Annotated in this window: 15 protein-coding genes; 8 read left to right on the forward strand and 7 right to left on the reverse strand. The window is 65.8% G+C overall.

Annotated elements, in window-relative coordinates:
• Positions 1–24: 24 nt before the first annotated feature.
• Both AAAZ40_RS11815 and AAAZ40_RS11820 read right to left on the reverse strand, forming a co-directional pair.
• Positions 25–933 (reverse strand): EI24 domain-containing protein, encoded by a 909-nt coding sequence (locus AAAZ40_RS11815; protein ID WP_476660538.1) that lies wholly within the window; start codon positions 931–933, stop codon positions 25–27.
• A gap of 115 nt (positions 934–1,048) precedes the next feature.
• A complete protein-coding gene (locus AAAZ40_RS11820; protein WP_476660539.1) occupies positions 1,049–1,780 on the reverse strand; it encodes a pseudouridine synthase in 732 nt (243 codons plus the stop codon).
• 149 nt (positions 1,781–1,929) lie between these two features.
• On the opposite strand from AAAZ40_RS11820, the gene AAAZ40_RS11825 reads away from it, so the two are divergent.
• Positions 1,930–2,511, forward strand: a complete 582-nt coding sequence (locus tag AAAZ40_RS11825) for a DUF2062 domain-containing protein (protein WP_476660540.1) — start codon at positions 1,930–1,932, stop codon at positions 2,509–2,511.
• Between the two features lie 24 nt (positions 2,512–2,535).
• On the opposite strand, the gene AAAZ40_RS11830 is transcribed toward AAAZ40_RS11825, so the two are convergent.
• The 4 genes from AAAZ40_RS11830 to hemC form a co-directional block, all read right to left on the reverse strand.
• Positions 2,536–3,855: a heme biosynthesis HemY N-terminal domain-containing protein gene (locus AAAZ40_RS11830; RefSeq protein WP_476660541.1), complete on the reverse strand. Its 1,320-nt coding sequence runs from the start codon at positions 3,853–3,855 to the stop codon at positions 2,536–2,538.
• Between the two features lie 21 nt (positions 3,856–3,876).
• Positions 3,877–5,130 carry a uroporphyrinogen-III C-methyltransferase gene (locus tag AAAZ40_RS11835; RefSeq protein WP_476660542.1) on the reverse strand — a complete coding sequence of 418 codons (1,254 nt, stop codon included), beginning with the start codon at positions 5,128–5,130 and terminating at the stop codon, positions 3,877–3,879.
• Complete coding sequence (locus AAAZ40_RS11840; protein ID WP_476660543.1) at positions 5,127–5,939, reverse strand: uroporphyrinogen-III synthase; 813 nt, start codon at positions 5,937–5,939, stop codon at positions 5,127–5,129. Before AAAZ40_RS11840 ends, AAAZ40_RS11835 begins: the two co-directional genes overlap by 4 nt.
• 84 nt (positions 5,940–6,023) lie before the next feature.
• Positions 6,024–7,034 (reverse strand): hydroxymethylbilane synthase, encoded by a 1,011-nt coding sequence (gene hemC / locus AAAZ40_RS11845; protein ID WP_476660544.1) that lies wholly within the window; start codon positions 7,032–7,034, stop codon positions 6,024–6,026.
• Between the two features lie 274 nt (positions 7,035–7,308).
• Between hemC and AAAZ40_RS11850 the strand changes: the two genes are divergently transcribed.
• The 6 genes from AAAZ40_RS11850 to AAAZ40_RS11875 all read left to right on the forward strand — a co-directional run bounded on the left by AAAZ40_RS11850 (position 7,309) and on the right by AAAZ40_RS11875 (position 20,489).
• Entirely contained in the window at positions 7,309–9,042 is a 1,734-nt protein-coding gene (locus AAAZ40_RS11850; RefSeq protein ID WP_476660545.1) for a ShlB/FhaC/HecB family hemolysin secretion/activation protein, read from the forward strand.
• A 22-nt stretch (positions 9,043–9,064) separates the two neighbouring features.
• The gene (locus tag AAAZ40_RS11855; RefSeq protein WP_476660546.1) at positions 9,065–15,208 is read left to right on the forward strand and encodes a two-partner secretion domain-containing protein; all 6,144 of its coding nucleotides are present in this window, start codon (positions 9,065–9,067) and stop codon (positions 15,206–15,208) included.
• A 383-nt stretch (positions 15,209–15,591) separates the two neighbouring features.
• Positions 15,592–17,715, forward strand: a complete 2,124-nt coding sequence (locus AAAZ40_RS11860; protein WP_476660547.1) for a DUF637 domain-containing protein — start codon at positions 15,592–15,594, stop codon at positions 17,713–17,715.
• On the forward strand, positions 17,712–18,116 hold the full coding sequence (locus AAAZ40_RS11865) for a hypothetical protein (RefSeq protein WP_476660548.1): 405 nt from the start codon (positions 17,712–17,714) through the stop codon (positions 18,114–18,116). Before AAAZ40_RS11860 ends, AAAZ40_RS11865 begins: the two co-directional genes overlap by 4 nt.
• A 17-nt stretch (positions 18,117–18,133) precedes the next feature.
• Positions 18,134–19,114: an IS5 family transposase gene (locus tag AAAZ40_RS11870; protein WP_476660549.1), complete on the forward strand. Its 981-nt coding sequence runs from the start codon at positions 18,134–18,136 to the stop codon at positions 19,112–19,114.
• 178 nt (positions 19,115–19,292) lie between these two features.
• Positions 19,293–20,489 (forward strand): DUF637 domain-containing protein, encoded by a 1,197-nt coding sequence (locus AAAZ40_RS11875; RefSeq protein ID WP_476660550.1) that lies wholly within the window; start codon positions 19,293–19,295, stop codon positions 20,487–20,489.
• A gap of 137 nt (positions 20,490–20,626) precedes the next feature.
• Here AAAZ40_RS11875 and AAAZ40_RS11880 read toward each other — a convergent pair whose 3' ends face one another.
• Positions 20,627–21,130, reverse strand: a complete 504-nt coding sequence (locus AAAZ40_RS11880; protein ID WP_250961004.1) for a hypothetical protein — start codon at positions 21,128–21,130, stop codon at positions 20,627–20,629.
• A gap of 412 nt (positions 21,131–21,542) precedes the next feature.
• Between AAAZ40_RS11880 and AAAZ40_RS11885 the strand changes: the two genes are divergently transcribed.
• Positions 21,543–22,916 (forward strand): IS1380 family transposase, encoded by a 1,374-nt coding sequence (locus AAAZ40_RS11885; protein WP_476660395.1) that lies wholly within the window; start codon positions 21,543–21,545, stop codon positions 22,914–22,916.
• The last annotated feature ends 615 nt before the right edge of the window (positions 22,917–23,531 follow it).

Below are 23,531 nucleotides of genomic sequence, written 5' to 3' on the forward strand. Positions count from 1 at the left end.
GGGGCGCACGCGCTCCCGCAGCCCTCAACGCACCAATCCGGGGCCTGGGCGGGCGGCCTCCGGCTCGGGCTCGACCGTGGCGGCGTGGATCCGCTGCGGCTCGGGCGGCAGGGCGGCAGCGGCTTCGATGTCGGCGGCGGCTTCGGCGCGCAGCGCCTGCAGCGACTCCAACAGGAAGTGCACGAACCACAGCGCGGCCAGCGCAAACACCCACGTGTACACCCACACCGCCAGCGGCACCAACAGCGGCGCCATGGCGATGAACATGGCGCCCGAAGCCCACAGCAGACTGGGTATTGCGCTCAGCAGGCCGCAGAACACACCCATGAGCAGCAGCACGGTGCGGTGGCGGCGCAGCAGCTCGTGGCGTTCGGCGCGGCTGGCGTGTTCGGCCAGCGCGTCGAAGGCCAGCACGCGGTAGCTCAGCCAGCCCAGGATCAGGGGCGGCAGCACCAGCCCCAGCGGCGGAATCAGCCACAGCGGCAGCGAGACCAGCAGCGCCAGCAGCGCCAGCACGCTGTGCCCCAGCGACCAGCCCAAGCTGCCCAGCCACGATCCGCCCCGGCGCCGCTCCAGGTGGGCAAAGCGACGCCGCGCCACCAGCTCGACCGCCACCGGCGTGAGCACCACCGCCACCAGCAGCAAGGTGACGAGCACGATCAGCGGCGAAGCCAGCAACAGCACGATCAGCGGCGCCAGCACCGCCTGCAGAAAACCCAGCCCGACCGACTCCAGCCATTGCAGGGCAAACACCACCAGCGCCCACTGCTCGAGCCAGAGCTGCACCGCAGCCACGGCCGCGTCCCAAAAAAAATAAGCCAGCGCAAAGGCCGCCAGCACCATCAGCAGCAGCGGGATGAGAGACCAGGCGATGACACGCGGGTGCAGGCAATAGGCCGCCGATCGCAAGAATGAACTGACCAGTGTGCGCATCCCCAGAGAATACCCCAAGGTGGCGGCTTTGGCGTCGATGCACATGCCCGCATGGAAAAGCCGAAGACCACGCGCACCCGGCCAGACGCCCTCCCTGCGGCGCGGAGGCGTTGGCTCAGGCCTTGGCCGTGAGGCCGGCCACCTGCTCCGGCGTCAACCAGCGCCATGCGCCGGGTTTGAGGTCCTCGGGTAGGCTCACGGGGCCGATGCGGCTGCGGTGCAGGGCCTCGACCCGGTTGCCCACGGCCGCCAGCATGCGCTTGACCTGGTGGTACTTGCCCTCGGTAAGCGTCAGGCGCAGGTGCTGCGCGTCCACCGCCTCACAGGCCGCGGCCCGCACCGGCTTTGGGTCGTCGTCGAGCACCACGCCTTGCAGCAGGCGCTCGATCTGGACCGCTTGCAGCGGGTGCTTGCAGCGCACCTCATAGACCTTGGGCACGTGGTGGCGCGGGGAGGCCATGCGGTGGATGAAGGCACCGTCGTCGCTGAGCAACAGCAGGCCGGTGGTGTCCTGATCGAGCCGGCCCACCGCCTGCACGCCGCTGGCCGCGCCGCCCGGACGCTGGCGCAAGGGGCTGGGCAGCAGGCCATACACGCTGGGCCACGCGCCCGGATTCTGCGAGCATTCGTAGCCGGCGGGCTTGTGCAACATCAGGTAGGCCAGACGCTGGTGCGTCCAGCGCTGGCCTTGCACCCAAAACACCAGCCCCTCGGGCTCGCATTCCCGCCACGGGTCGCGGCAGATCTGGGCGGGCTCGCCCAGTGCCACCCAACCTTGCTCGATCAGGCCGCTGCACACGCGCCGCGTGCCAAAACCCTGGCTATACAAAATTGCCTGCAGTTGCATGGGGGCGAGCATAGCCGGCTTTGGCCGGCGCCAGTGCCACAGCGGCGCTCTGCGGAGCCGATTTTTCGGTTGCGCGCCGTGTGCGCCGCGAGCCCTTCGACGACAATCAGCGCAGTGATCGCACGCCAGCGCCTTATCCCTGCCCGCACATGCTCGACCGCCTCAAAAAGCTCATGCCCGAGCGCGAACGCCTGCAGCAAAACCGCTGGCTGCGCTGGCTGAAGCCCTGGTTGGGGCACCCACGGCTCTGGCACCTGAGTCGCAAGGGTGTGGCGCTGGGCATGGCGATCGGGGTTTTTTTTGGGCTGTTGATCCCGGTGGCGCAAATTCCGGCCTCGGCGGTGGCCTCGGTGCTGCTGCGCGCCCACCTGCCTGCGGCTGCGGCCAGCACGCTGGTGACCAACCCCGTCACCTTTGCGCCGGTGTACTACGCCGCCTACGAACTGGGCCGCGTGATCCTGCGGGAAAGCGCCGCCAGCGAAGAGGAGTTGGCCCGCATCGTCGAGCGCAAAGCCCAGGACCACGTGCAGGCCGGCGAACTGACCCTGACGCAGCAGATCCAGCAAGGCTGGCGCAGGCTGGGCGAAGTCGGCAGACCGCTGATTCTGGGGCTGTCGATCCTGGCCGTGACCCTCGGTATGGCGGTGTATTTTGGGGTCAGCGCCATCTGGACGCTGCGGGTGCGCCTGGCGCGCCGGCAGCGCTTGCGCAAAATGCGCAACCCCGATTGAGGCGGCCGCCGGCGGGCGCGTCTTTCAAGGCCCCGTTTCTGCGCACGCGGCGGCTTGCTTCCAGGCCTGTTGCGCTGCGGCCTCGTCGCCGCGCTGCTCGGCCAGTTGCGCCAGTGCGCGCCAAGCACGGCGGCGCAAACCGGCATCTTGCAGGCTGCGGCTGGCCTGCTGCAGCATCTGGCCCGCCTTGCCCCAGAGCTGGCGCTGCAACAAGGCCAGGCCGCAGAGGTACTGCAACCCGGCATCGGCCGGGCGGGCGGCCTGCGCCGCATCCAGTTGCGCCAGCCAGCGCGCATTGAGCGCCGGCAGCCAGTCTTGCAGCACCCGGATGCTGCGCCGCTGCGCCACGCCCTCGAGTTGCGGGTAGGCCGCCAGCAGGGTTTGCAGGGCCTCGTCGCGCCAGCGTCTGGCCTCGGGCAGGGGCATGGCAGCAGCAACGCCAGCGACCCCATCGCTTCCTTCAGCCCCCTGGGACCAGACGCGCAGCCCCTGGTGCAAAAATTCCAGCGCCAGCCCGGCGTCGGCGCGCTCCCGGGCGTCCAGCCCTTTCCAGACGCGCAGCAACTGCTCGGCATCGTGGGTCTGCTGCAAGGCCTCGCCCACCAGCGTATGCAGCAAGCGGGTGGCGATGGCGTCGGAAAAAGCCTTGTGCTTTTTGAGCTGGCGCACCATCTCGATCGCGCCCAGGCTGTCGCGCTCGAGTTGCGCCAGCTTGAGGCGCAGCCGCAGCGCCTGGATGCGCCGCGCCGCGCCTTGCGGCAATTGCTGCCACCAGTGGCGCGCTTGCACCGCGTCGCGGGCTTCGATCGCCCAGGCGCTGGCGCGCAGCAGGGCCGCCTCGCGCGCCGCCGCGGCGTCGGGTCCAGCGCCGGCCAGCGCCGCTTCGATGGTGGCGTCGCGCCGCCCGGTGTTGCCCAGGCTGTGCGCGCTCTCGGCCAGCAGCAGGCGCGCCAGCAGCAGCCAGCGGCCCTGGTGCGCGAACGTGCCTTCGGGCAGGCGCTCGAGCACCTGCAGCGCCTGCTCGGCGCTGGTCTGGGCGCGCACAAACCGCCCCGCCCAGTGCTGCACCAGGGCCTCGAGCAGCCCGACATAGACCGCCTTTTCTTGCTGGCGCTGGCGCCAGCGCTGGGCCCGCTGCGGCAAAGCGCGCAGCAGGGCAATGCCACGCAGCGCCAGATGCAGCAGCACGAAAGCCAGCAGCAAACCGACCAGCACCAGGTTGAGCGACACATCGATGCGCCACGGCGGCCAGTACACGCTCACGATCGCCTGGTTGTCCCCCAGCAACAAGGCCGCCACCACCGCCGCGGCGGCCAGCAGCAAAAACCAGATCACGTTTTTCATGTCGGTGCCAGGCCCCCGTGGTCAGCGGCCGCCCGCGGCGATCTGCAGCGCCGCCAGCGTGGCGTCGGGCCGGGGCAGATCAGGCTGCTGCATATCGGCTTGCAGTTGCGCCAGCTGTTCGAGCGCGCGCCGGGTTTCGGGGGCGGCGGGGTCGAAGTAGCGCTGCACCAGCGCCTGCACCGCTTGCACGTCGGCCCGGGCGGCGTCGAACTGGCGCGTCAACACGCCCAAGCGCGCGCTGAGCAGTTTGAGGCGGATGTTTTCACGCAAAAAATAAGCCTGCTCGGGCGCCAACAGGGCCGCCTCGGGCTCATCGATGCGGCTGATGCGGATCAGGTCGGCGCCACTTTGACGCAGCTGTTGCCACAGCCAAGCGCCCGCGCCGCTGCCCGTCTGCCCGACCCAGCCCCAGGCGCGGGCCCAGATCGAGGCTTCTGCGGCGGCCGCTGGGGCCGGATCAGCGGCCACCGGGGCCGCAGCTGGAGCCGCAGCTGGAGCAGCAGCGGGGGCCGTGGCGGGGGCCGCTGGGTCCGCCGCTTGGGTCGCCGCAGCCGCAGCCGCATCAGGGGCCTGATCTGCGGCAGCAGCCAGCGCCGCAACAGGGCTTGGGAGAAGCGCTGCAGCCGGCAAGGGCTGATTGAGCAGCGGCCACTGATCGACGCGCCGCGCCAGCGCGTCGAGCCGTTGCGCCAGCGCGGGGGCATCGACCCACTGCGAGGCTTGCAGGCGCTCGATGTCGGCGGCAATGGCGCGCTGCACCGGGTTGAGGCGCGGTTGCGCCGCGCGGGCGATGCGCTGCTCGGCCCCGCGCAAGGCCGAAATCAGGGGCTGCACGCTGCCCGACAGCTGGCTTTGCTGCTGGGCAAAGCGCACGCTGGACTCGAGGTCGTGCACCAGCGTGTCGTCGCGCGTGCGCGCCACGGCGAGCATGAGCTCTTCGAGCTGGCTGCGCTGCAGCGCCACTTCGGCCAAACGCAACTCGGCCAACCCCAGGCGCGCTGCCAGGTCTTTGGACTGGGCCTCGGCGGCAGCGGCCAGCTCGCGCGCAGCCACCGCCTCGGCCAGGCTGTTGGCGGCGCGGCGCGCCATTTCCTGTTCGCTGCGCTCCACCCGCTGCACCAGCGTGTAAGTCCAGGCCAAAGCCGCCAGCGCCAACACCAAAGCCAAACCGAGCAGCCACGGCGCGGACGAGAGCCCGCCCGCGCGCTCGGTGCGCAAAGCGGTTGCTGACGGCGCGGGGGCCGCAGGCCTATCGGGGGCTGAGGGTTCGGTCATGGGGCGGGCAATTCGGACAAGGCACGCAACAAATCGTCGATTGTGGGGCGGTGAGCCATTATTTCGCCAAAACCCAGTTGTTTGGCTGACGCCGCGATGCGCGGATGCGACACCAGTGCCACCGATTGCGCCCAGGAACCATCGGGCAGCAGTTGCTGCAGATGCTGTATCGCCTCGGAGCTGCTGAACCACCACACGGCCCCGTTGCGCACCCATGCGCGCACCCGCTCGGCGGTGTCCTCATCCCACTGCGGCGCACGGCGGCTGTAGGCCACGCAGCTGTGCACCTGCCCGCCGTGCGCCCGGCATTGCTGCTCCAACCAGTCGCGGCCCAAACGGCCATCGGCCGACTGGCCGCGCACCACCAGCAACCGGTGGCCGGGGTGCAATTGGGGTTGCACCACAGCCCACAGGGCTTCGGAGTCGAACTGCGCCGCATCGGCCGGCGGCTGGTCGATCTGCTCGGGTGCGATCCCGACCGCCTGCAACGCGGCCGCCGTGCCCGGGCCCGGCGCCCAGCAGCGCGCGGTGATGGGCGGCCCATCGGGGCTGCAAAAGTGCCGCACCGCCTGGGCGCTGACGAACATCAGGGCATCGCAAGCCGCCGCCTGCAGGTGCGCCTGGTGCCGTGCCAGCGGGTCGAGTGCCGGGGTGATGTCAATCAGCGCCAGCGCCTCGGCCGGCCAACCGGCGGCTTGCACGGCCTGTACCCAAGCCGCGGCCTCGTGCGCCGGCCGGGTCACGAGCAGGGTGCGGCGGCAGGGAAGGTTGCTCGCAGGGCGGGTCGCGGGGCGGTCGGAAGGCATCATGTAGGGCGCTGGGGCTGGCGGGGCGTGGTTTTGCGGTGTTTGTGGTGGCGGGCAGGGTGTCGATTGCGGCTTCCGGGAGGGCGCTCAAGCGCCGCTGGCGTGGGCCTGAGCGGCCGTCCCCACCGCCCGCGCCCCGGCGCGCAGCAGCTGCTGCGCCACCTGCACGCCCAGCGCGTCGGCCGCCTCCAGGCCATCGACCCAAGCGCTGGCGCTGGCGCGCAGCAGCGGCTGGCCAGCCGCAGCGCCTTCGGGTTCGCCCCAAGCGGCCTGCAACTGCAGCGTGCCACCGGCTGGCAGGCGCTCCTGCGCGGGCGCTTGCACCCAGGTGGCGTAGGCCGCCAGCGGCATCGAGCAGCTGCCGCCCAAGGTGCGCGAGACGGCGCGCTCGGCCGTCGCCACCGCCCAAGTGGGCGCATGGGCCAGCGGCTGCAGCGCCTGCAGCAGCTCGGGGCGGCTGCGCAGCACCTCGATGCCCAGCGCACCCTGCCCGGCGGCGGGCAGCATCTGCTCGGGCTCGAAGCGCTGGCGGATGCGCGCCTCCAGCCCCAGCCGCACCAGGCCGGCCGCCGCCAGCACGATGGCGTGGTACTGGCCGGCGTCGAGCTTGCGCAGCCGCGTATCGAGGTTGCCGCGCAAGGGCTCGATGCGCACGTCGTCGCGACCCAAATCCTGCAACAGGGCGCGCAGCAGCACCACCCGGCGCAGGCTCGAGGTCCCGACCACGGCGCCACGAGGCAAATCGGCCAGCGCGGCGCAGTGCGGCGAGACCCAGGCATCGCGCGCGTCTTCGCGCGGCAGCACCGCCGCCAGCTCGAAGCCGGGCGGCAGCTCCATCGGCACGTCCTTGAGCGAATGCACCGCCAGATCGGCACGGCCCTGCTCCAGCGCCAGCTCCAGTTCTTTGACGAACAGGCCCTTGCCGCCGACCTTGCTCAGGGAACGGTCCAGAATCTGGTCGCCCAGCGTGGTCATGCCCAGCAACTCGACCGCGTGCCCGCGCTGGCGCAGCAAGGCGCGCACGTGTTCGGCCTGCCACAGCGCCAAGCGGCTTTCGCGGGTGGCGATGGTGAGTGAGCGCGAGGCAGCAAGGGTCATGGGGCAGGCACCAGCAACAAATGGGGCAGGACACGGGTCAGGGCCGCCGCGCAGGCAGCTGGCCCGACCCTTGGGCAAGCGATTATCCGCTGCCGGCGCTTAAACCCACGGGCCCTGCCACACAAACCAACCCCAAACCCCCTGCCCCAGCCGCCAAAGACCACGCCGCCCATGCTGGCACAGCCTCGCTGGATGCCCCAAGCCTCCCCCAAACAGGGGATGTACGGCCGCTGTTGGCATCCGTAGAATCCCGCACTTATAACTGACGGGGGGGATGCCTTTGAAGCCAAGCGCCATCGGGTGCTTCATCACGCTCTGGCTAGGGGCTGGTTTTGCCTTTGCGCAAGACGCAGCGCTGCTTGAAGCCGAGGCGCAGCGCCAGCAACGCCAGCAACAGGAACGCGAGCGCCAGCAAGCGCAGCAACTGCAGCCGACGCTGGATGTGCGCCTGTCTGACCCAGCTGCAACGCCAGCAGCCTTGGCCTTGCCAGACGAAGAATCCCCCTGCTTCGTCATACACACCCTCCACATCGACGCCGCGCAGCCGCACCAACAAGACTGGGCTTGGCTGCATGCGCACATTGGCCGCCCCGGCGACCGCTCTGCCGTGGTCGGCAGTTGCCTGGGCGTTCAAGGGGTGGGCGTGGTGTTGGCGCGCCTGCAGCAAGTGCTGGTGGGGCGCGGCTACATCACCACCCGCGTCACCGCGCCGCCGCAGAACCTGGCCTCGGGTGCGTTGCACCTGCGGGTGCACGAGGGCGTCGTCAGCCAGATTCGCTTTGCCGACGGCCACGGCGAGCGCGCCACCCGCTTCAATACCTTGCCCATCCGGGCCGGCGACGTGCTCAATCTGCGCGACCTGGAACAGGGCCTGGAGAACCTCAAGCGCGTGCCCACGGTGCAGGCCGACTTTGCCATCGAGCCCGGCGCCGAGCCCGGGCAAAGCGAGCTGGTCCTGCGCCACCAGCAGGCCTTTCCCTTTCGGGTGCACGCTTCGCTGGACGACGCAGGCAGCCCGAGCACGGGGCGGCTCCAGGGCTCGATCACCCTGAGCTACGACAACTGGTGGACGCTGAGCGACCTGTTTTACATCACGTTGCACACGGCCGTCGGGGGCAAGGACCCTGGCCCGCGGGGCAATCGCGGCCACACGGTGCACTACTCGGTGCCTTGGGGCTACAACCTGTGGTCGTTCAACCGCAGCCAAAGCCGCCATCACCAGACCGTTGCCGGAGCGCTACAAAACTATATCTACAGCGGCACCAGCGTGCAACACGATGTGCGCCTGGCGCGCGTGGTGCAGCGCGACCAGGCGGGCAAGACCACCGCAGCGGTGCGCGCCTTTCACCGCCGTTCGCGCAATTTCATCGACGACACCGAGGTTCAGGTGCAACGCCGCGCCGTCTCGGGGCTAGACCTCAGCCTGGGCCACCGCCGCAGCCTGGGTGCGGGGCAATGGGAGGCCCAACTCACCCACCGCCAGGGCATCAAAGCCTGGGGCGCCCTGCCCGCGCCAGAGGAAGCGTTTGGCGAAGGCACCGCACAGATGCGCCTGTGGCTGCTGGATGCCCAGCTCAGCCAGCCGTTTCAACTCGGCGGCCTGCGCTTGGCTTACCAGGGCCGTTTGCGTGGCCAATGGCACCAGACGCCGCTGACGCCGCAAGACCGCTTTGCCATTGGCGGGCGCTATACCGTGCGCGGCTTTGATGGCCACAGGGTGCTTGCAGCCGACAGCGGGGTGCTGCTGCGCAATGAACTTTCTACCCGCCTGGGCGCAAGCCCGTACAGCCTTTACGCCGGTCTGGATTGGGGGCGCGTCAGCGGCCCGGCCGCGCAAGCGCTGGTGGGCCGCGAGCTCACAGGAGCCGTGCTGGGCCTGCGCGCGCACTGGCAAATGGGCCGCGTGCGCACCCAAATCGACTGGTTTGCTGGGCGCCCCCTCGAGCATCCGGCTGGCTTTCAGGCATCGAACCGGGTGTACGGGTTCAGCCTGCACACCCAATTCTGAAGGGTTCTGAAGGGTCTCGACCATGAACAAGCAGCGTCATCGACTCGTCTTCAACGCCGCCCGTGGCGGCATCGTCGTGGTGTCAGAGGCCGCTCGCAGTGGCAGCAAAAGCAGTGGCATGGCGCGCGGCCAGGGCGCAAGGCGCGCAGCGGCCTCGCACTGTGCAGCGGGCTTGTTGGCCTTGAGCAGCATGAGCGCAGCGCTGGTGCAAGCGCAGATCATTGCCGACCCTTCCGCCCCCGGCAGCCAGCGCCCCACCGTGCTGGCTGCGCCCAACGGGGTGCCGCTGGTCAACATCCAGACGCCCAGCGCCGCTGGCGTTAGCCGCAACACCTATCAGCAGTTCGATGTTGGCACCCCTGGGGCCGTGCTCAACAACAGCCGCACGAACGCACCCACCCAACTGGGCGGTTGGGTGCAGGGCAACCCGTGGCTGGCGGCAGGCGAGGCGCGCGTCATCCTCAACGAAGTCAACAGCCACCACCCCAGCCACCTCAACGGTTTTGTGGAAGTCGCTGGGCGGCGCGCCGAAGTCGTCATCGCCAACCCGGCGGGCATACAGGTCAATGGTGCAGGCTTCATCAACGCCAGCGGCGTGGTGCTGACCACCGGCACCCCGGTCATGAACGGCGGCCACCTGGAGAGCTTTCGGGTGCAGCAAGGCAGCGTTCGCATCCACGGTGCCGGGCTCAACACCGAGCACAGCGACTACAGCGCCATTCTGGCCCGCGCCATCGAGGTCAACGCCAACGTTCACGCCCAGCGCCTGCACCTGGTCACGGGCGTGAACCACGTGGCGGCTGGCAGCCTCCACGTGCAAGCCCAGCACGCCCCTGCTGCCACAGGCGCTGCCCCGCGCTTTGCCTTGGATGTGAGCGAGCTCGGCGGCATGTACGCCGGCCACATTCGCCTCATTGGCACCGAAGCCGGGGTCGGCGTGCGCCACCACGGCACCCTGGCCGCCAGCGTGGGCGACGTACACATCGACGCCAATGGCTGGCTGACTTCGGCTGGGCGCATCGAGGCGGCGCAACACCTGACCGTTCGCGCCGCGCACATCGACCATCAGGCACCAGGCGTGCTGCGCAGCCAGGGCGTCACCGCGCTGGAGGCCAGCCCGCACGGCGACGGCAGCGTCACCAACCGAGGGTTGATAGACGGCGCAGACAGCCGCATTCACACCCACACCCTGAGCAACGTGGGCACCGGCCGCCTCTATGGCGACCGCGTGGCCATCGCCGCCCACAGCGTGCACAACCGCGAAGAAAGCGCCGACGGCGTCACACATGCGGCCGCCATCGCCGCGCGCGAGCGCCTGGACATTGGCGTGCAGTACCTGAGCAACCAGGCGGATGCGCTCCTCTTCAGCGCGGGCGACCTGGCCATAGGCGGCGCGCTCGATGCGCAGCACCGCGCCATCACCGACGCCAGCGCGCAGGCGCAGCGCCTGAGCAACCACGGCGCCACCATCGAAAGCCTGGGCGACATGGCGCTGTCGGCCCATGCGCTGCACAACACCAACGCACGCTTTGAGACCGAACTCGTCGTCACCGACGGCCCGCGCGCGCTCACCCTCATCCAGCCCGCCGGCAGCAGCGTGCGCATACCGGTTGAGTGGTTGCGCACCTTCCATTTCAGCCGTGCCTGGGGCTACCGCTTCAATACCGACCCCGACCCGGTGGCCGGCGTCACGCCGGTGCTCGGTCAGACCCCCATTCCCGGCGTGGGCGAGGTGCACTGCACCGACCCCGGCAACCTCGACACCTGCAGCCGCCAGCCTGGCGCCGATTACCCGCGCACCGACCCGGCCTGGGCCTTCTTCGGCCTGGCGGCCCCAGCGCCCGAGCCCGCCGCCCCAGGGCTGCCCGAACCTCTGGCCCCGCCAGCCCCGCCAGCCGACGCCACGGCAGAGGCGCTGGCCGTCCATGCCCAGGCCGTGCAAGCCTATGAAGCCGCACGGCAGGCCCATGAGGCCGCGTGGGCCCAGCACCGCACCGAACACGCCGCCTGGGAGGCGGCCACTGAAGCGCTTTACCAGACGCTGGACGAGCGCATCAGCGCCTACAACCAGCAGTTCGCCGGGCGCGACATCACCCACTGGACGCAATACCACGTCACCCAAACGGTGCAGCAAACCCAGGTCACGCACAGCGCGCCGGGCCAGATCCTGGCCGGGGGCGACATGAGCCTGCGCGGGCAGGAATTGCTCAACGACAAGAGCCGCATCGTCGCCGGCGGCCGCCTGCAAGGCGATCTGCACCGGCTCGACAACCGCGCGGCCTTGGGTGAGCGGGTGGTCAGCGTCAGCGGCACGGCCCAGTCGAGCTGGACTTTCACCCAACGTGGGGGCACGTTCAGAACCGGCACCCGACGCACCTACCGCGCCTTCTCTGCACCCGGCCCCTACCAGCCCCCGGCTGAAGTCAGCAGCCTGACGCTGCCCGTTACCCAGGCCCTGGCGCACACCGCGCCGGTGGGCAGTGGCACCAGCCCGTCGCCTCGCGGCCTATTCCGTTTCGTGCCCGACAGCCACGCGCGCTACCTCATCGAGACCGACCCGCGCTTTGCCAACCACCGCCAGTGGCTCAGCTCCGACTACCTGCTGCAAGCCCTGGCCTTTGACCCCACCACCACCCACAAGCGCCTGGGCGACGGCTTCTACGAGCAGCGCCTGATCCGCGAACAAGTCGCCGCCCTCACCGGACGCCGCTTCCTGGCCGATCACCGCTCGGACGAGGCACAATACCAGGCGCTCATGACCGCTGCCGCCACCTTCGCCCATACGCACCAACTGCGCCCCGGCATTGCCCTGAGCGCAGCGCAAGTGGCGCAACTGACCAGCGACATCGTGTGGCTGGTGACGCAAACCGTGCAACTGCCCGACGGCAGCAGCACCACCGCCCTGGTGCCCCGCGTGTACCTCGCGCCAAGGACTGGCGACTTGGCAGCAGACGGCACTCTGTTCGGCGGCGCACAAAATGGCGCACACAACACCGGCAGCCTCATCGGCGCGCGCGACATCCAACTCAGCTTAAGCGGCGACCTGCACAACAGCGGCACCATTGCCGGGCGCAGGCTCGTGGATCTGAGCGCGCAGAACATTGCCCACAGCGGCCTGCTGCAAGGCGACGCGGTGATGCTCAGCGCCCGAGACGACATCCGCATCCAGGGCGGGCAAGTGGCCGCCCACAGCGGCCTGGCCCTGCACGCCGGGGGCAACATCGGCATAGAGAGCACCACGCAAAGCGCGAACACGCAAGCCGGCGCCAACACCTTCAGCCGCCAGGGCATGGACCGCATCGCGGGCCTGTATGTGAGCGGCCCGGCCGGTGCGCTGCTGGCCCGCGCTGGAGGCGACATCGAGCTGATCGCCGCCCAGCTGCACAACGCCGGCACGGGAGCCACGCAACTGCAAGCCGCTGGCGACATCCGCCTGGGCACGGCGCGCACCGAGCACAGCCACGCCCTCACCTGGAGCGCCCACAACCACCATCGCCAGAGCCGCAGTCAGGAAGTGGGCAGCCAGGTGAGCGGCGGCGGCACCGTGACGCTGCAGGCCGGCCACGAGCTCCACGCCCGCGCCGCACAGGTCAACGCCCAAGGGGCGCTCACCGTCCACGCCGCTGGCAACCTCACCCTGGAGGCCGGGCACAGCAGCCAGAGCCTGAACGAAGCCCAGCAGAGCACCAACCGCGGCTTCTTGAGCAGAGCCACCATCACCACGCGCAGCAGCAGCCAGTCCAGCACCGCGCAGGGCAGCGCGCTCACGGGCCAGAGCGTGAGCGTGCTCGGGCACAATGTGCTCAGCATCGGCACCCGCTTTGCAGCCCAAGGCGGCGAACTGCACATCGAAGGCGCCAACCAGACCCTGCTCTACGCCACCCAAGACAGCCAGCGCCGCGAAACCCACACCCAGACCCAGCGCAGCACCCTTGGCATCACCACTGGCCAGAGCGAAACCACCCACACCACCCAAAGCAGCACCGCGGTGCACACCGAACTGCTCTCCGACCAGGCGGTGCGCATCGGCGTGGGCGAGCGCACCGCGCTCGTGGGCGCGCGCGTGCAGGCACCCGAGATCGACTTCGTGCGCAGCCAAAACACCGCTGCCAACGCCGCGCCCGATGCCGCAGGCCAGCTACACCTGGGTGCGGCCATCGAGCACAGCAGCGAGCGCACCCAATCCAGCCGCACCACGCTGGGGCTGTGGCAGCAGACGCAAGACGTGGGCTACGCGCACAGCCGCGCACAGATGAGCGAGCTGCTCGGGCAGGTGCACATCGACCCCAGCATCCGCTTGAGCGTGGAGCTGCCACGCGAGGTACACGCCCGCCACGCCAATCAGCCCGCCCCCAGCCTGGAGGCGCAAGTCGAACAACTGGCGCGCCTCAACCCCGGCCTGGCTTATCTGGCGCAGTTGCAGGCCGACCCGGCGGTGCAGTGGCAGGCGCTGGAGCTGGCGCAGCGCGAGTGGAACTACGAGCAACAAGGCCTCACGGGTGCCGGTGCCGCCCTGCTGTCGCTGGCCGTGGCCTGGGCCACGGGCGGCATGGGGGCGAACCTGGCGAGCAGCGTCACCGGTGCCGCCAGCGGCAGCGCCGCCAGTGCGGCTGCCATGAATGCGGGTTTCAGCACGCTGGCCAGCCAAGCCAGCGTGAGCCTGATCAACCACGGCGGCGACATCGGCAAGACCCTCAAAGACCTCGGCAGCCAAGACAGCCTCAAAGGGCTGATTGCCGGCATGGTCAGCGCCGGGGCCTTGAGCAGCCTGGGCAGCCAGCTGCACATCAATGGCAAGCCGCTCAAGCAGATCAGCGTCAACGACGGCCTGGCGGCCAACCTGGGCAAGAACGTCGTCAACCACCTCACCCGCGCGACCCTGAACAGCGCGCTCACCGGCGCCAGTCTGCAAGACAGCCTGCAAACCGCCTTGCTCAGCGCGGCCATCGGTGCCACTGCGGGGCAGGTGGCCCACACGATCGGCGATCTGACCCACAACAATCCAGCCCTCAATGCCTTGGCCCATGCCCTGGCCGGTTGTGTGGCCGGGGCGGCAGGGCAAGGCGGCAACGCTGGTTGCAGCGCGGGTGCCGCAGGAGCCGTGGTGGGCGAACTCGCTGCGCAGTGGTTCAACCCCGAGGGCGACCTGAGCCGCAGCGCCGACACCGTGGCCTTTGCCAGCCTGATGGCCGCAGTGGCTGGAGCTCTGGCCACGGGCGACGGCAGCGCGGCCAGCGTCAACACTGCCGCAACCACCGGGGCCAATGCGGCGTTGAACAATTACCTCAACCACACCGAAGCCCGGCGTCGTGCACAGTTGCGCCAGCAGTGCCAGCACACTGGCACTTGCTCGCCGCAACTCAAAGCTGAACTTGACCGTCTGGACGCCTTGGACCAAAAGCGCAGCGCCGACTTGCACAATGCCTGTAGTCTTTCTGCTGGCGGCAACCCCGGCTCTGCAGCTTGCCGCAACGAATACGCTTTGCTGCAGGCAGCACGCGCCACTTACGGCCACTACTTTCTCACGCCAGATCTGAGAGCGCAGAGCAATTTCGCTCACATGACCGCGCAAGACTGGCTGCAGTTGCACGAAGACGTGAGTAAAGTGGTGCAATTCCTCAACTGGTACAACCCACAGCGCGTGCCGCCAACTGGCAGCGCAGCCCCGACTCACGACCGGTTGACCCAGCTGCCACTGGACAGCCAGGGACGCTACAGCCGCAGCGTAGTAATTGATGGACGGCTGTATCAACCCAGATATTTCCCATGCAGCACAGCCCAGTGCATCTCTCTTGGCGCAAACCTGGACAGAAGCGACCCAGAATCGCAGGCATTCATCAAGGCGTTGGATCAACAAGCGCTCAGGCACTTACAAACTGGATCAACCGTTGGAATATTGGTGACCCCACTGGGCGCTGCCGGATTAGTATTGGGCAGCACTGGGTTGCTTGCCAGCGCAATCCAAGTTTATTTGGGCGAGTCCTTGACTGATACATCATTTAAGATTTTGGCCCAAAGGGGAGGACAATGGTTCTTTGAAAATGTTTTGCTATATCCTAAAGCCAGGGCCATACAAGCGGTTGCTCTTATCGAATTGGCTGGCGGCTGGGATGCATTTGTTGAAAGAGCAAAAGTCGACCTGACCAATCAGGAGACAAGCAAGTGAAGGGCTTGTTCATACTACTCCCAATCGCCAGCACACTCACCACAATACTAAAACCAATGGATGCGTATGAGCTTATAGGAGTCTGGATTGCAACTGGCTACTTATCTTGGAACATTTACGCCTATCTGAACAGAAAGAAAATGTTTTCACCATTAGATCACGGCGTTGATTTATCAGCAACAGGAAGTCGGCCCGGAAGGGCCCTTCTAGCTGCCACCTGCCTCATTGCTTATATTATCATCATTTCCGCAGTCATAGTGAGAGGCGAATAGCCCGATTAATATTCAGACAGAAACCGAGCCATGGCTACCCAAAACTGCATAAACGGCGCTGGCAAATTTCGTATATTCCCGACGGGTCAATTCACGACTGTCAGCGCCATCATGGTCTTGCATCGCTCCAGCGAACCTGCCATCCAGACCCGGCACAGCACCCGAACCCGCACCACCCAAAGCAGCACCGCGGTGCACACCGAACTGCTCTCCGACCAGGCGGTGCGCATCGGCGTGGGCGAGCGCACCGCGCTCGTGGGCGCGCGCGTGCAGGCACCCGAGATCGACTTCGTGCGCAGCCAAAACACCGCTGCCAACGCCGCGCCCGATGCCGCAGGCCAGCTACACCTGGGTGCGGCCATCGAGCACAGCAGCGAGCGCACCCAATCCAGCCGCACCACGCTGGGGCTGTGGCAGCAGACGCAAGACGTGGGCTACGCGCACAGCCGCGCACAGATGAGCGAGCTGCTCGGGCAGGTGCACATCGACCCCAGCATCCGCTTGAGCGTGGAGCTGCCACGCGAGGTACACGCCCGCCACGCCAATCAGCCCGCCCCCAGCCTGGAGGCGCAAGTCGAACAACTGGCGCGCCTCAACCCCGGCCTGGCTTATCTGGCGCAGTTGCAGGCCGACCCGGCGGTGCAGTGGCAGGCGCTGGAGCTGGCGCAGCGCGAGTGGAACTACGAGCAACAAGGCCTCACGGGTGCCGGTGCCGCCCTGCTGTCGCTGGCCGTGGCCTGGGCCACGGGCGGCATGGGGGCGAACCTGGCGAGCAGCGTCACCGGTGCCGCCAGCGGCAGCGCCGCCAGTGCGGCTGCCATGAATGCGGGTTTCAGCACGCTGGCCAGCCAAGCCAGCGTGAGCCTGATCAACCACGGCGGCGACATCGGCAAGACCCTCAAAGACCTCGGCAGCCAAGACAGCCTCAAAGGGCTGATTGCCGGCATGGTCAGCGCCGGGGCCTTGAGCAGCCTGGGCAGCCAGCTGCACATCAATGGCAAGCCGCTCAAGCAGATCAGCGTCAACGACGGCCTGGCGGCCAACCTGGGCAAGAACGTCGTCAACCACCTCACCCGCGCGACCCTGAACAGCGCGCTCACCGGCGCCAGTCTGCAAGACAGCCTGCAAACCGCCTTGCTCAGCGCGGCCATCGGTGCCACTGCGGGGCAGGTGGCCCACACGATCGGCGATCTGACGGTGGACGGCATCGAGCCGAGCTTGAACCCGGCCGGGGCTGCGCTGGCCCATGCCTTGGCCGCTTGTGTGGCCGCAGCAGCGGGCCAAGGCGGCAGCGCCGCTTGCAGCGCAGGCGGCCTGGGGGCGCTGGTCGGCGAGCTGTCTGCCCACTGGTTCGACCCCGAGGGCATCAAGCCGCAAACGCAAGTGCTGGCCTTTGCCCAACTCATGGGCGGCGTGGCCGGCGCACTCACCGGCGACGGCAGCGCAGCCAGCGTCAACACCGCAGCCAATGCCGCGGCCAACGCGGTGCAGAACAACTACCTGCAAACGCGGGAGCTGCGCCACGCACTTGATCAATTGCAAAACTGCGCCACAGGCTGCGACAGCATCCGCCGCCTGCTGCTGGCCGACGGGCCGGGCGGAATGCAGCGCTCGGTGCGCCGTTTGCAAGACCTGTGCAGCCCCAACCCACAGGCTTGTGCTGCACGCTTGCAGGACATGACCCAGGCCCTGCAAGAACTGCAAGACCCGGCAACACGCCTTCTGCTGGGCGAGCGCGCAGTCAACGCTTTGATCGAACGCCAAGTCAGGGACGTGGCCACCACCATGCGCATGATCGAACAAGGGCGGGTGACGGTTTTTGAAAACAACCCAGCTCAGCTTCAGGCTATGCAGAGTGCTTTCCATGCAGCATACGGGGCCACCAAGACAGCCGTAGAGCTGTGCGCAGTGGTGCCTGCAGCGGTGCATTGCCAGACTGGAGCTTTAGTCCTAAATTTTTCGGAGATTGCGGCCAGTGTCTTAAAAGGCAACACTGGTAATGCGTTACATCAGGTTCTTGGCGAGGTGGCCGCTCAAGGTGCCAAAAGACTTACTTCTCGAACAAATCTAGAATACCCAGATGCACTATCCAAGGAATTTCTTGCATGGATGGGAAACATATATGGATATTTGGCAAACAAAGCCGTAACAATAGCGCCGGATATACTCGACTGCGGCACCCAAAACTGCGGACAGGACAATACACGGAGCGAAAATAGCGGGGATGGCAAATGACTAAGCCCGCTACAGGATTGACAGAAGAACAGTTTCATATGATATGCAATTACTTGCTAAAATATGCATATACGTTGCTATGCATTCAGATTACAGGTGTCGGCCTTTATCTTTTTTTGGTTGCAACGGGCCAAGAGGACGAGGAGTTGATATACCTTGTATTTGCTGCACTGCTGTACTCTTTGTGGGCTGGCAACGATAGGCGAATATTCTTTCAGCGACGATTGGTTGACAACGGCATTAATGGTGCAACTGGTTTTGAATTGCCATTCCGTCAAAATGTAATTTTTTGGACATTATGGTGTATGATTGAATCAGCTCTCGCTATTGGCGTCCTCAAATGGTCAGCTAAGGAAACCCTGCAAAACTACTCCCAGCAGTATGCCAGCTGTAAGCCTTGAATGGCACACTTCAGCACATGAAACAAAGCCCACTTGATCTGAGCCTGTGCACACGCAAGACCCGCAAACAGGTTTTTTTGCAGCAGATGGAAACCGTGGTGCCTTGGGCTGCCTTGGTTGAGCTCATCGCCCCCTACTACAGCGACGGGCGCAACGGCCGGCCACCCTTTGCCCTCGAGACCATGCTGCGCGTACACTTCATGCAGCAGTGGTTCAGCCTGTCGGATCCGGCCATGGAAGAAGCCTTCTTCGACACCCCGCTGTACCGCGAGTTTGCCCAGTTGAGCCCCTTTGGCCGACTGCCCGATGAGAGCACCATTCTTCGCTTTGGCAAAACCCCAAGTCAGCGTCACCGGCTGGAGAAGCACAAGCTGGCCGAGCGCATCTTGGCCACCGTCAACGAACTGCTCGAACAACGCGGCCTGCTGCTCAAAGCCGGCACCGCCGTCGATGCCACCCTCATCGCCGCGCCGAGCTCGACCAAGAACAAAGACCGAGCGCGTGATCCTCAGATGCATTCGAGCAAGAAGGGCAACGAGTGGCACTTTGGCATGAAGGCCCACATCGGCGTCGATGCCGACTCGGGTCTGGTGCACACCGTTTGCGGCACCTCGGGCAACGTCTCCGATGTCACCCAAGGCAACAGCCTGTTGCACGGCCAAGAGACCGACGCATACGGCGACGCAGGCTACCAAGGCGCAGACCACCGCCCCGAAGCCCAGACCGGCTGCAAGTGGCACATCGCTATGCGCCCCGGCAAGCGCAAGCAACTGGACACAGAGAACAAGCTGGTGGATGCGCTGATCGACAAAGTCGAGCAGATCAAGGCCAAGATACGCGCCAAGGTGGAGCACCCGTTTCGGGTCATCAAGTGCCAGTTTGGCTTCAAGCAGGTGCGCTATCGGGGCTTGATGAAGAACACCTTGCAGATCAAGACGCTGTTTGCGCTCTCCAATCTGTGGATGGCGCGACACAAGCTGATGGGTGCGCAGGCATGAGTGCGTCCAAAAACTGGAGAAATGGCACAGAAAAGATAAAAACAGCGTTTTTTGAAGGCGAGGCTGGAATCAAGCTGGCTTAAATCGCTCGAAATCTCAGCTGGTGGAATGCATCAGCCTGCTGGCTGACCTGATTTTGAGTTTTTCAGAGTGTCCCTAAAGCTTTGCTTGACGGCGCATGAGCGGTATATTTGTACCCGACATGGGCAGCCAGGGCAGCCTCCAGAGCCTGATTGCCGGCATGGTCCGCGCCGGGGCCTTGAGCAGCCTGGGCAGCCAGCTGCACATCGGCGGCAAGCCGCTCCAGCAGATCAGCGTCAACGACGGCTTGGCGGCCAACCTGGGCAAGAACGTGGTCAACCACCTCACCCGCGCGACCCTGAACAGCGCGCTCACCGGCGCCAGTCTGCAAGACAGCCTGCAAACCGCCTTGCTCAGCGCGGCCATCGGTGCCACTGCGGGGCAGGTGGCCCACACGATCGGCGGACTGACGGTGGACGGCATCGAGCCGAGCTTGAACCCGGCCGGGGCTGCGCTGGCCCATGCCTTGGCCGCTTGTGTGGCCGCAGCAGCGGGCCAAGGCGGCAGCGCCGCTTGCACCGCAGGCGGCCTGGGGGCGCTGGTCGGCGAGCTGTCTGCCCACTGGTTCGACCCCGAGGGCATCAAGCCGCAAACGCAAGTGCTGGCCTTTGCCCAACTCATGGGCGGCGTGGCCGGCGCACTCACCGGCGACGGCAGCGCCGCCAGCGTCAACACCGCAGCCAATGCCGCGGCCAACGCGGTGCAGAACAACTACCTGCAAACGCGGGAGCTGGCCTTTGCGCTTGAGCAACTCAGGCGCTGCAGTGGTGAGCGGGCCTGTAGCCTGATCATCAATCAGTTGCAAGCCAACTTCAACCAAGGCGGCTGGCAACGCAGTGTCGCTCCGCTCCAAGACCGCTGCCAAGGCCCCAACCCGATGAGCTGCGCCAACGATCTGCAAAACATGAGCGCGGCGCTGGCGCTGCTGCAAGACCCTGGTTCAAGAGCGCTGCTGGGCGAGCGCGCCACCACTGCGCTGGTCCAGCGGCAACTGCGCGACATGGCCACCACCATGTTGATGATCGAACAAGGGCAGGTGACGTTTGCAAACAACCAGGCTCTGCTCCACGCCATGTACGGGGCCACCAAGACAGCCGTGGAGCTGTGCGCGGTGATGCCTGCAGCGGTGCATTGTCGAGGCATTAATCTGCTTTTGACTGGAACTGAAATTGTGGCAAGTGTCGCTAGAGGAAGTAATACTGATGCAGCAACAAGTTTCGCAAGCTTAGCCGCATCGTTAGCTGCGAAAGAGTTAGTTTCTCGGCCTAATCCAAACTACCCCCTGAATCCGTGACCTCAATTGAGCCAACCCCTCACGCCCACCCAGCCGCAGCCCGAAACAGGGATTTCTTGCACTTTCCCCGCCCAACGGGCCGTGCGAAGGCCCGGCGGCGCGCACAAACACCCCGCACAAGGCTCTCACAAGCCCACCTAGCCGTGCTTTAACCCACTTTCGTGCAGCGTGTACTGCCCCACGATGCGCAGCAGGTTCATGGCCAGCGCTGCCAGCGCGCACACCAGATGGTGGGTGGCAAACTTGCCCGAGGGCAGGCGGTTCAAGTCCATGTCGGTTTTGAAGGTGCTGCGAGCAAAAGCCCGAGTCGGCCAGTTCGCTCCATTCTCGCAGCCCATGGCATCGAAGCGCTGGCGCAAGGTGGCGCTGGAGGGCACAGCACGCAAGCCCAAGGCTTGGTGGGCAAAGCGCTGCTGGCGAAAGGCTTCGACGGCTTCGAAGTCGTTCTTGCCCAAGGTGAGCATGGCGACATAGCACTTGAGAATGTCGCTGTTGGCAATGCCCGCACGCACTGGGTATTTGGGATCGACCATGGCCGGCAGGTTGATGCGCTTGAACAAGCGCCCCACCAAGGCCCAGCCACCGTGGCTGCTCAGGTCGTAGGGCAGCTGCTTGACAACGAACTCGACTGGGTCAGTCATTTGCGGCGCTTGCACCTGCTGGGCGCACAGTTGATTGGGGATAGTGCGTTGATTATAATGGAAAAACATAGGGTTTGCAGGGATCAGGTCACGGATTCAGGTACCCTAATGCATGGTCTCAAAACGCCATGGAGTGGTGGGGCAATGTCTACGGATACCTGGCGGGCAAAGCAGTCAGCAATGCTCCAGATATATTGGATTGCGGCACTGTAAATTGTCGGGCACAGGAGGCTGGGAAATGACGCAGTCACCAGACCCAGGATTGACAGAAGAACAGTTCAGGCAGATTTGTTCATATTTGTTAATTTATGCCTGAATCCGTGACCTGAGTCCCGCAAACCCCATGTTTTTCTATTATAATCAACGAACTATCCACAAACAAACGCGCACCCACTAGGTGCAAGCGCCGCAAATGACTGACCCAGTCGAGTTCGTTGTCAAGAAGCTGCCCTACGACCTGAGCAGCCACGGTGGCTTGGCCTTGGTGGGGCGCTTGTTCAAGCGCATCAACCTGCCAGCGATGGTGGACCCCAAGTACCCGGTGCGTGCTGGCATCGCCAACAGCGACATCCTCAAGTGCTACGTAGCCATGCTCACCTTGGGCAAGAACGACTTCGAAGCCGTCGAAGCCTTTCGCAAGCAGCGCTTTGCCCACCAAGCCTTGGGCCTGCGCGCCGTGCCCTCCAGCGCCACCTTGCGCCAGCGCTTCGACGCCATGGGCTGCGAGTGGAGCGAACTGGCCGACTCGATCAACCGCGCCCTGCTGGGCCTGCACATCGATGGTGCAGCGATCGACTTCGGCACCCTGCCCAGCGGCCACCTGCCACTGGACATCGACACCTTCGTCATGGATCAGAGCGACAGCGCCAAAGAAGGCGTCTCCTACACCTACGCCGGCGTCGATGGCTACTGCCCCATCGCCTTGTACTTGGGCACACGCGGCTACTGTCTGGAGCTCGATCTGCGAGCGGGCAGCCAGCACAGCGCGCGCGAGAGCGAATACAACATCGAGCGGGCACTCGGCTCCGCCTGTGCGGTGGCCCAAGCGCCTTTGCTGCTGCGCGCCGACTCGGGCTTTTGCTCGCAGCACCTGATGGCGCGCACACTGGAACAAGCGGACAAGCTGGGGCGAGCCGTCGATCTGCTGATCAAATGGAACCCACGCTCGGCGCCGGTGGAGCAAATTGCCGCCCAGCGCTGCGCCGATGTCAGCACCGTCTGGAACCAGATCCGAGCCGGCAAGCGCGAGTGTCTGTGGAGCGAAGCACTGCCTGCCGTGCAAGTGCCCCAAGGAGGCAGCCGCACCCTGCGCCGCGTCTATCGTCTGACCGAGCGCACGCTGGACAAGCGGGGCCAGCCCTTGCTCTTTCCCGAGTACGTGCTGGAAGGCTGGAGCACCACGCTGGGGCCAGAAGTCACGCATGAGCAAGTCATCACCCTGTACCGAGACCATGCCACGCACGAGCAGTTTCATGCCGAGTTCAAGACCGACATGGACTTGAACCGACTGCCCTCGGGCAAGTTTGCCACCAACCATCTGGTGTGCTCGCTGGCGGCGCTGGCCATGAACCTGCTGCGCATCGTGGGGCAGTACACGCTGCACGAGAGCGACAGCCCGATGCGCAAGACCGCACTGCGCCGGCGCATCAAGACCGTGATGCAAGAGCTGATGTACAAGGCCGCGCGCGTCATCAGCCATGCGCGGGGCTGGGCATTGGGCATCTCGGGCTCGGACTCGGGCTTTGCGGTGTTTGAGCGTGCCTTTGGCAAGATGAAGGCAGCTTAAGGTTGCTGGCTGGGTCAGATCGGGCTCAGCGAACTCACGGATTGCGAAAAACGCGGGGTTCTGCGGGGCTAAGGCTGCGCTGGTGGTGGCGAAAGCGGGCGAAAACACGGTTAGATGGGCTTGCAAGCGCCTTGTGCGGGGTGTTTGTGAGCGCCGATGGGTCTTCGCGCGGCCCGCTGGGCGGGAAAAGTGCGAGAAATCTCAGTTTGGGGCGGCGGTTGGGCGGGCATGTCGTGATGCGGGGATTGAGGTCACGGATTCAGGTTATGCATACGTATTGCTGTTATTGCAGGTTGCTGGCGCAACATTGCTCCTAATATCTGCCACCAGAGACAAGGCCGATAACGGCCTGCTTTTTTTAACACTCGCGGCTTTAATATATTCTTTTTTTATCGGAAGATCTCGAATACGTTTTTTCACAGGAAGACAGTTAACAATGGCATTTATGGCGCTGTTGGAATTGGTCTTCCATTAAATCAAAACGTTACTTTTTGGTCAGGCTGGTGCTTTCTTGAGCTGTTTGGAGCCGCAGCAGTGCTTTATCAATCCGCCAAAGCCCTATTTGGTACCGAATAAGCATTCGATCCAGTGACTCAAAGCCCGAGCAAGCCCCGC

It is taken from the genome of Serpentinimonas sp. SMBJO2, from assembly GCF_056341105.1.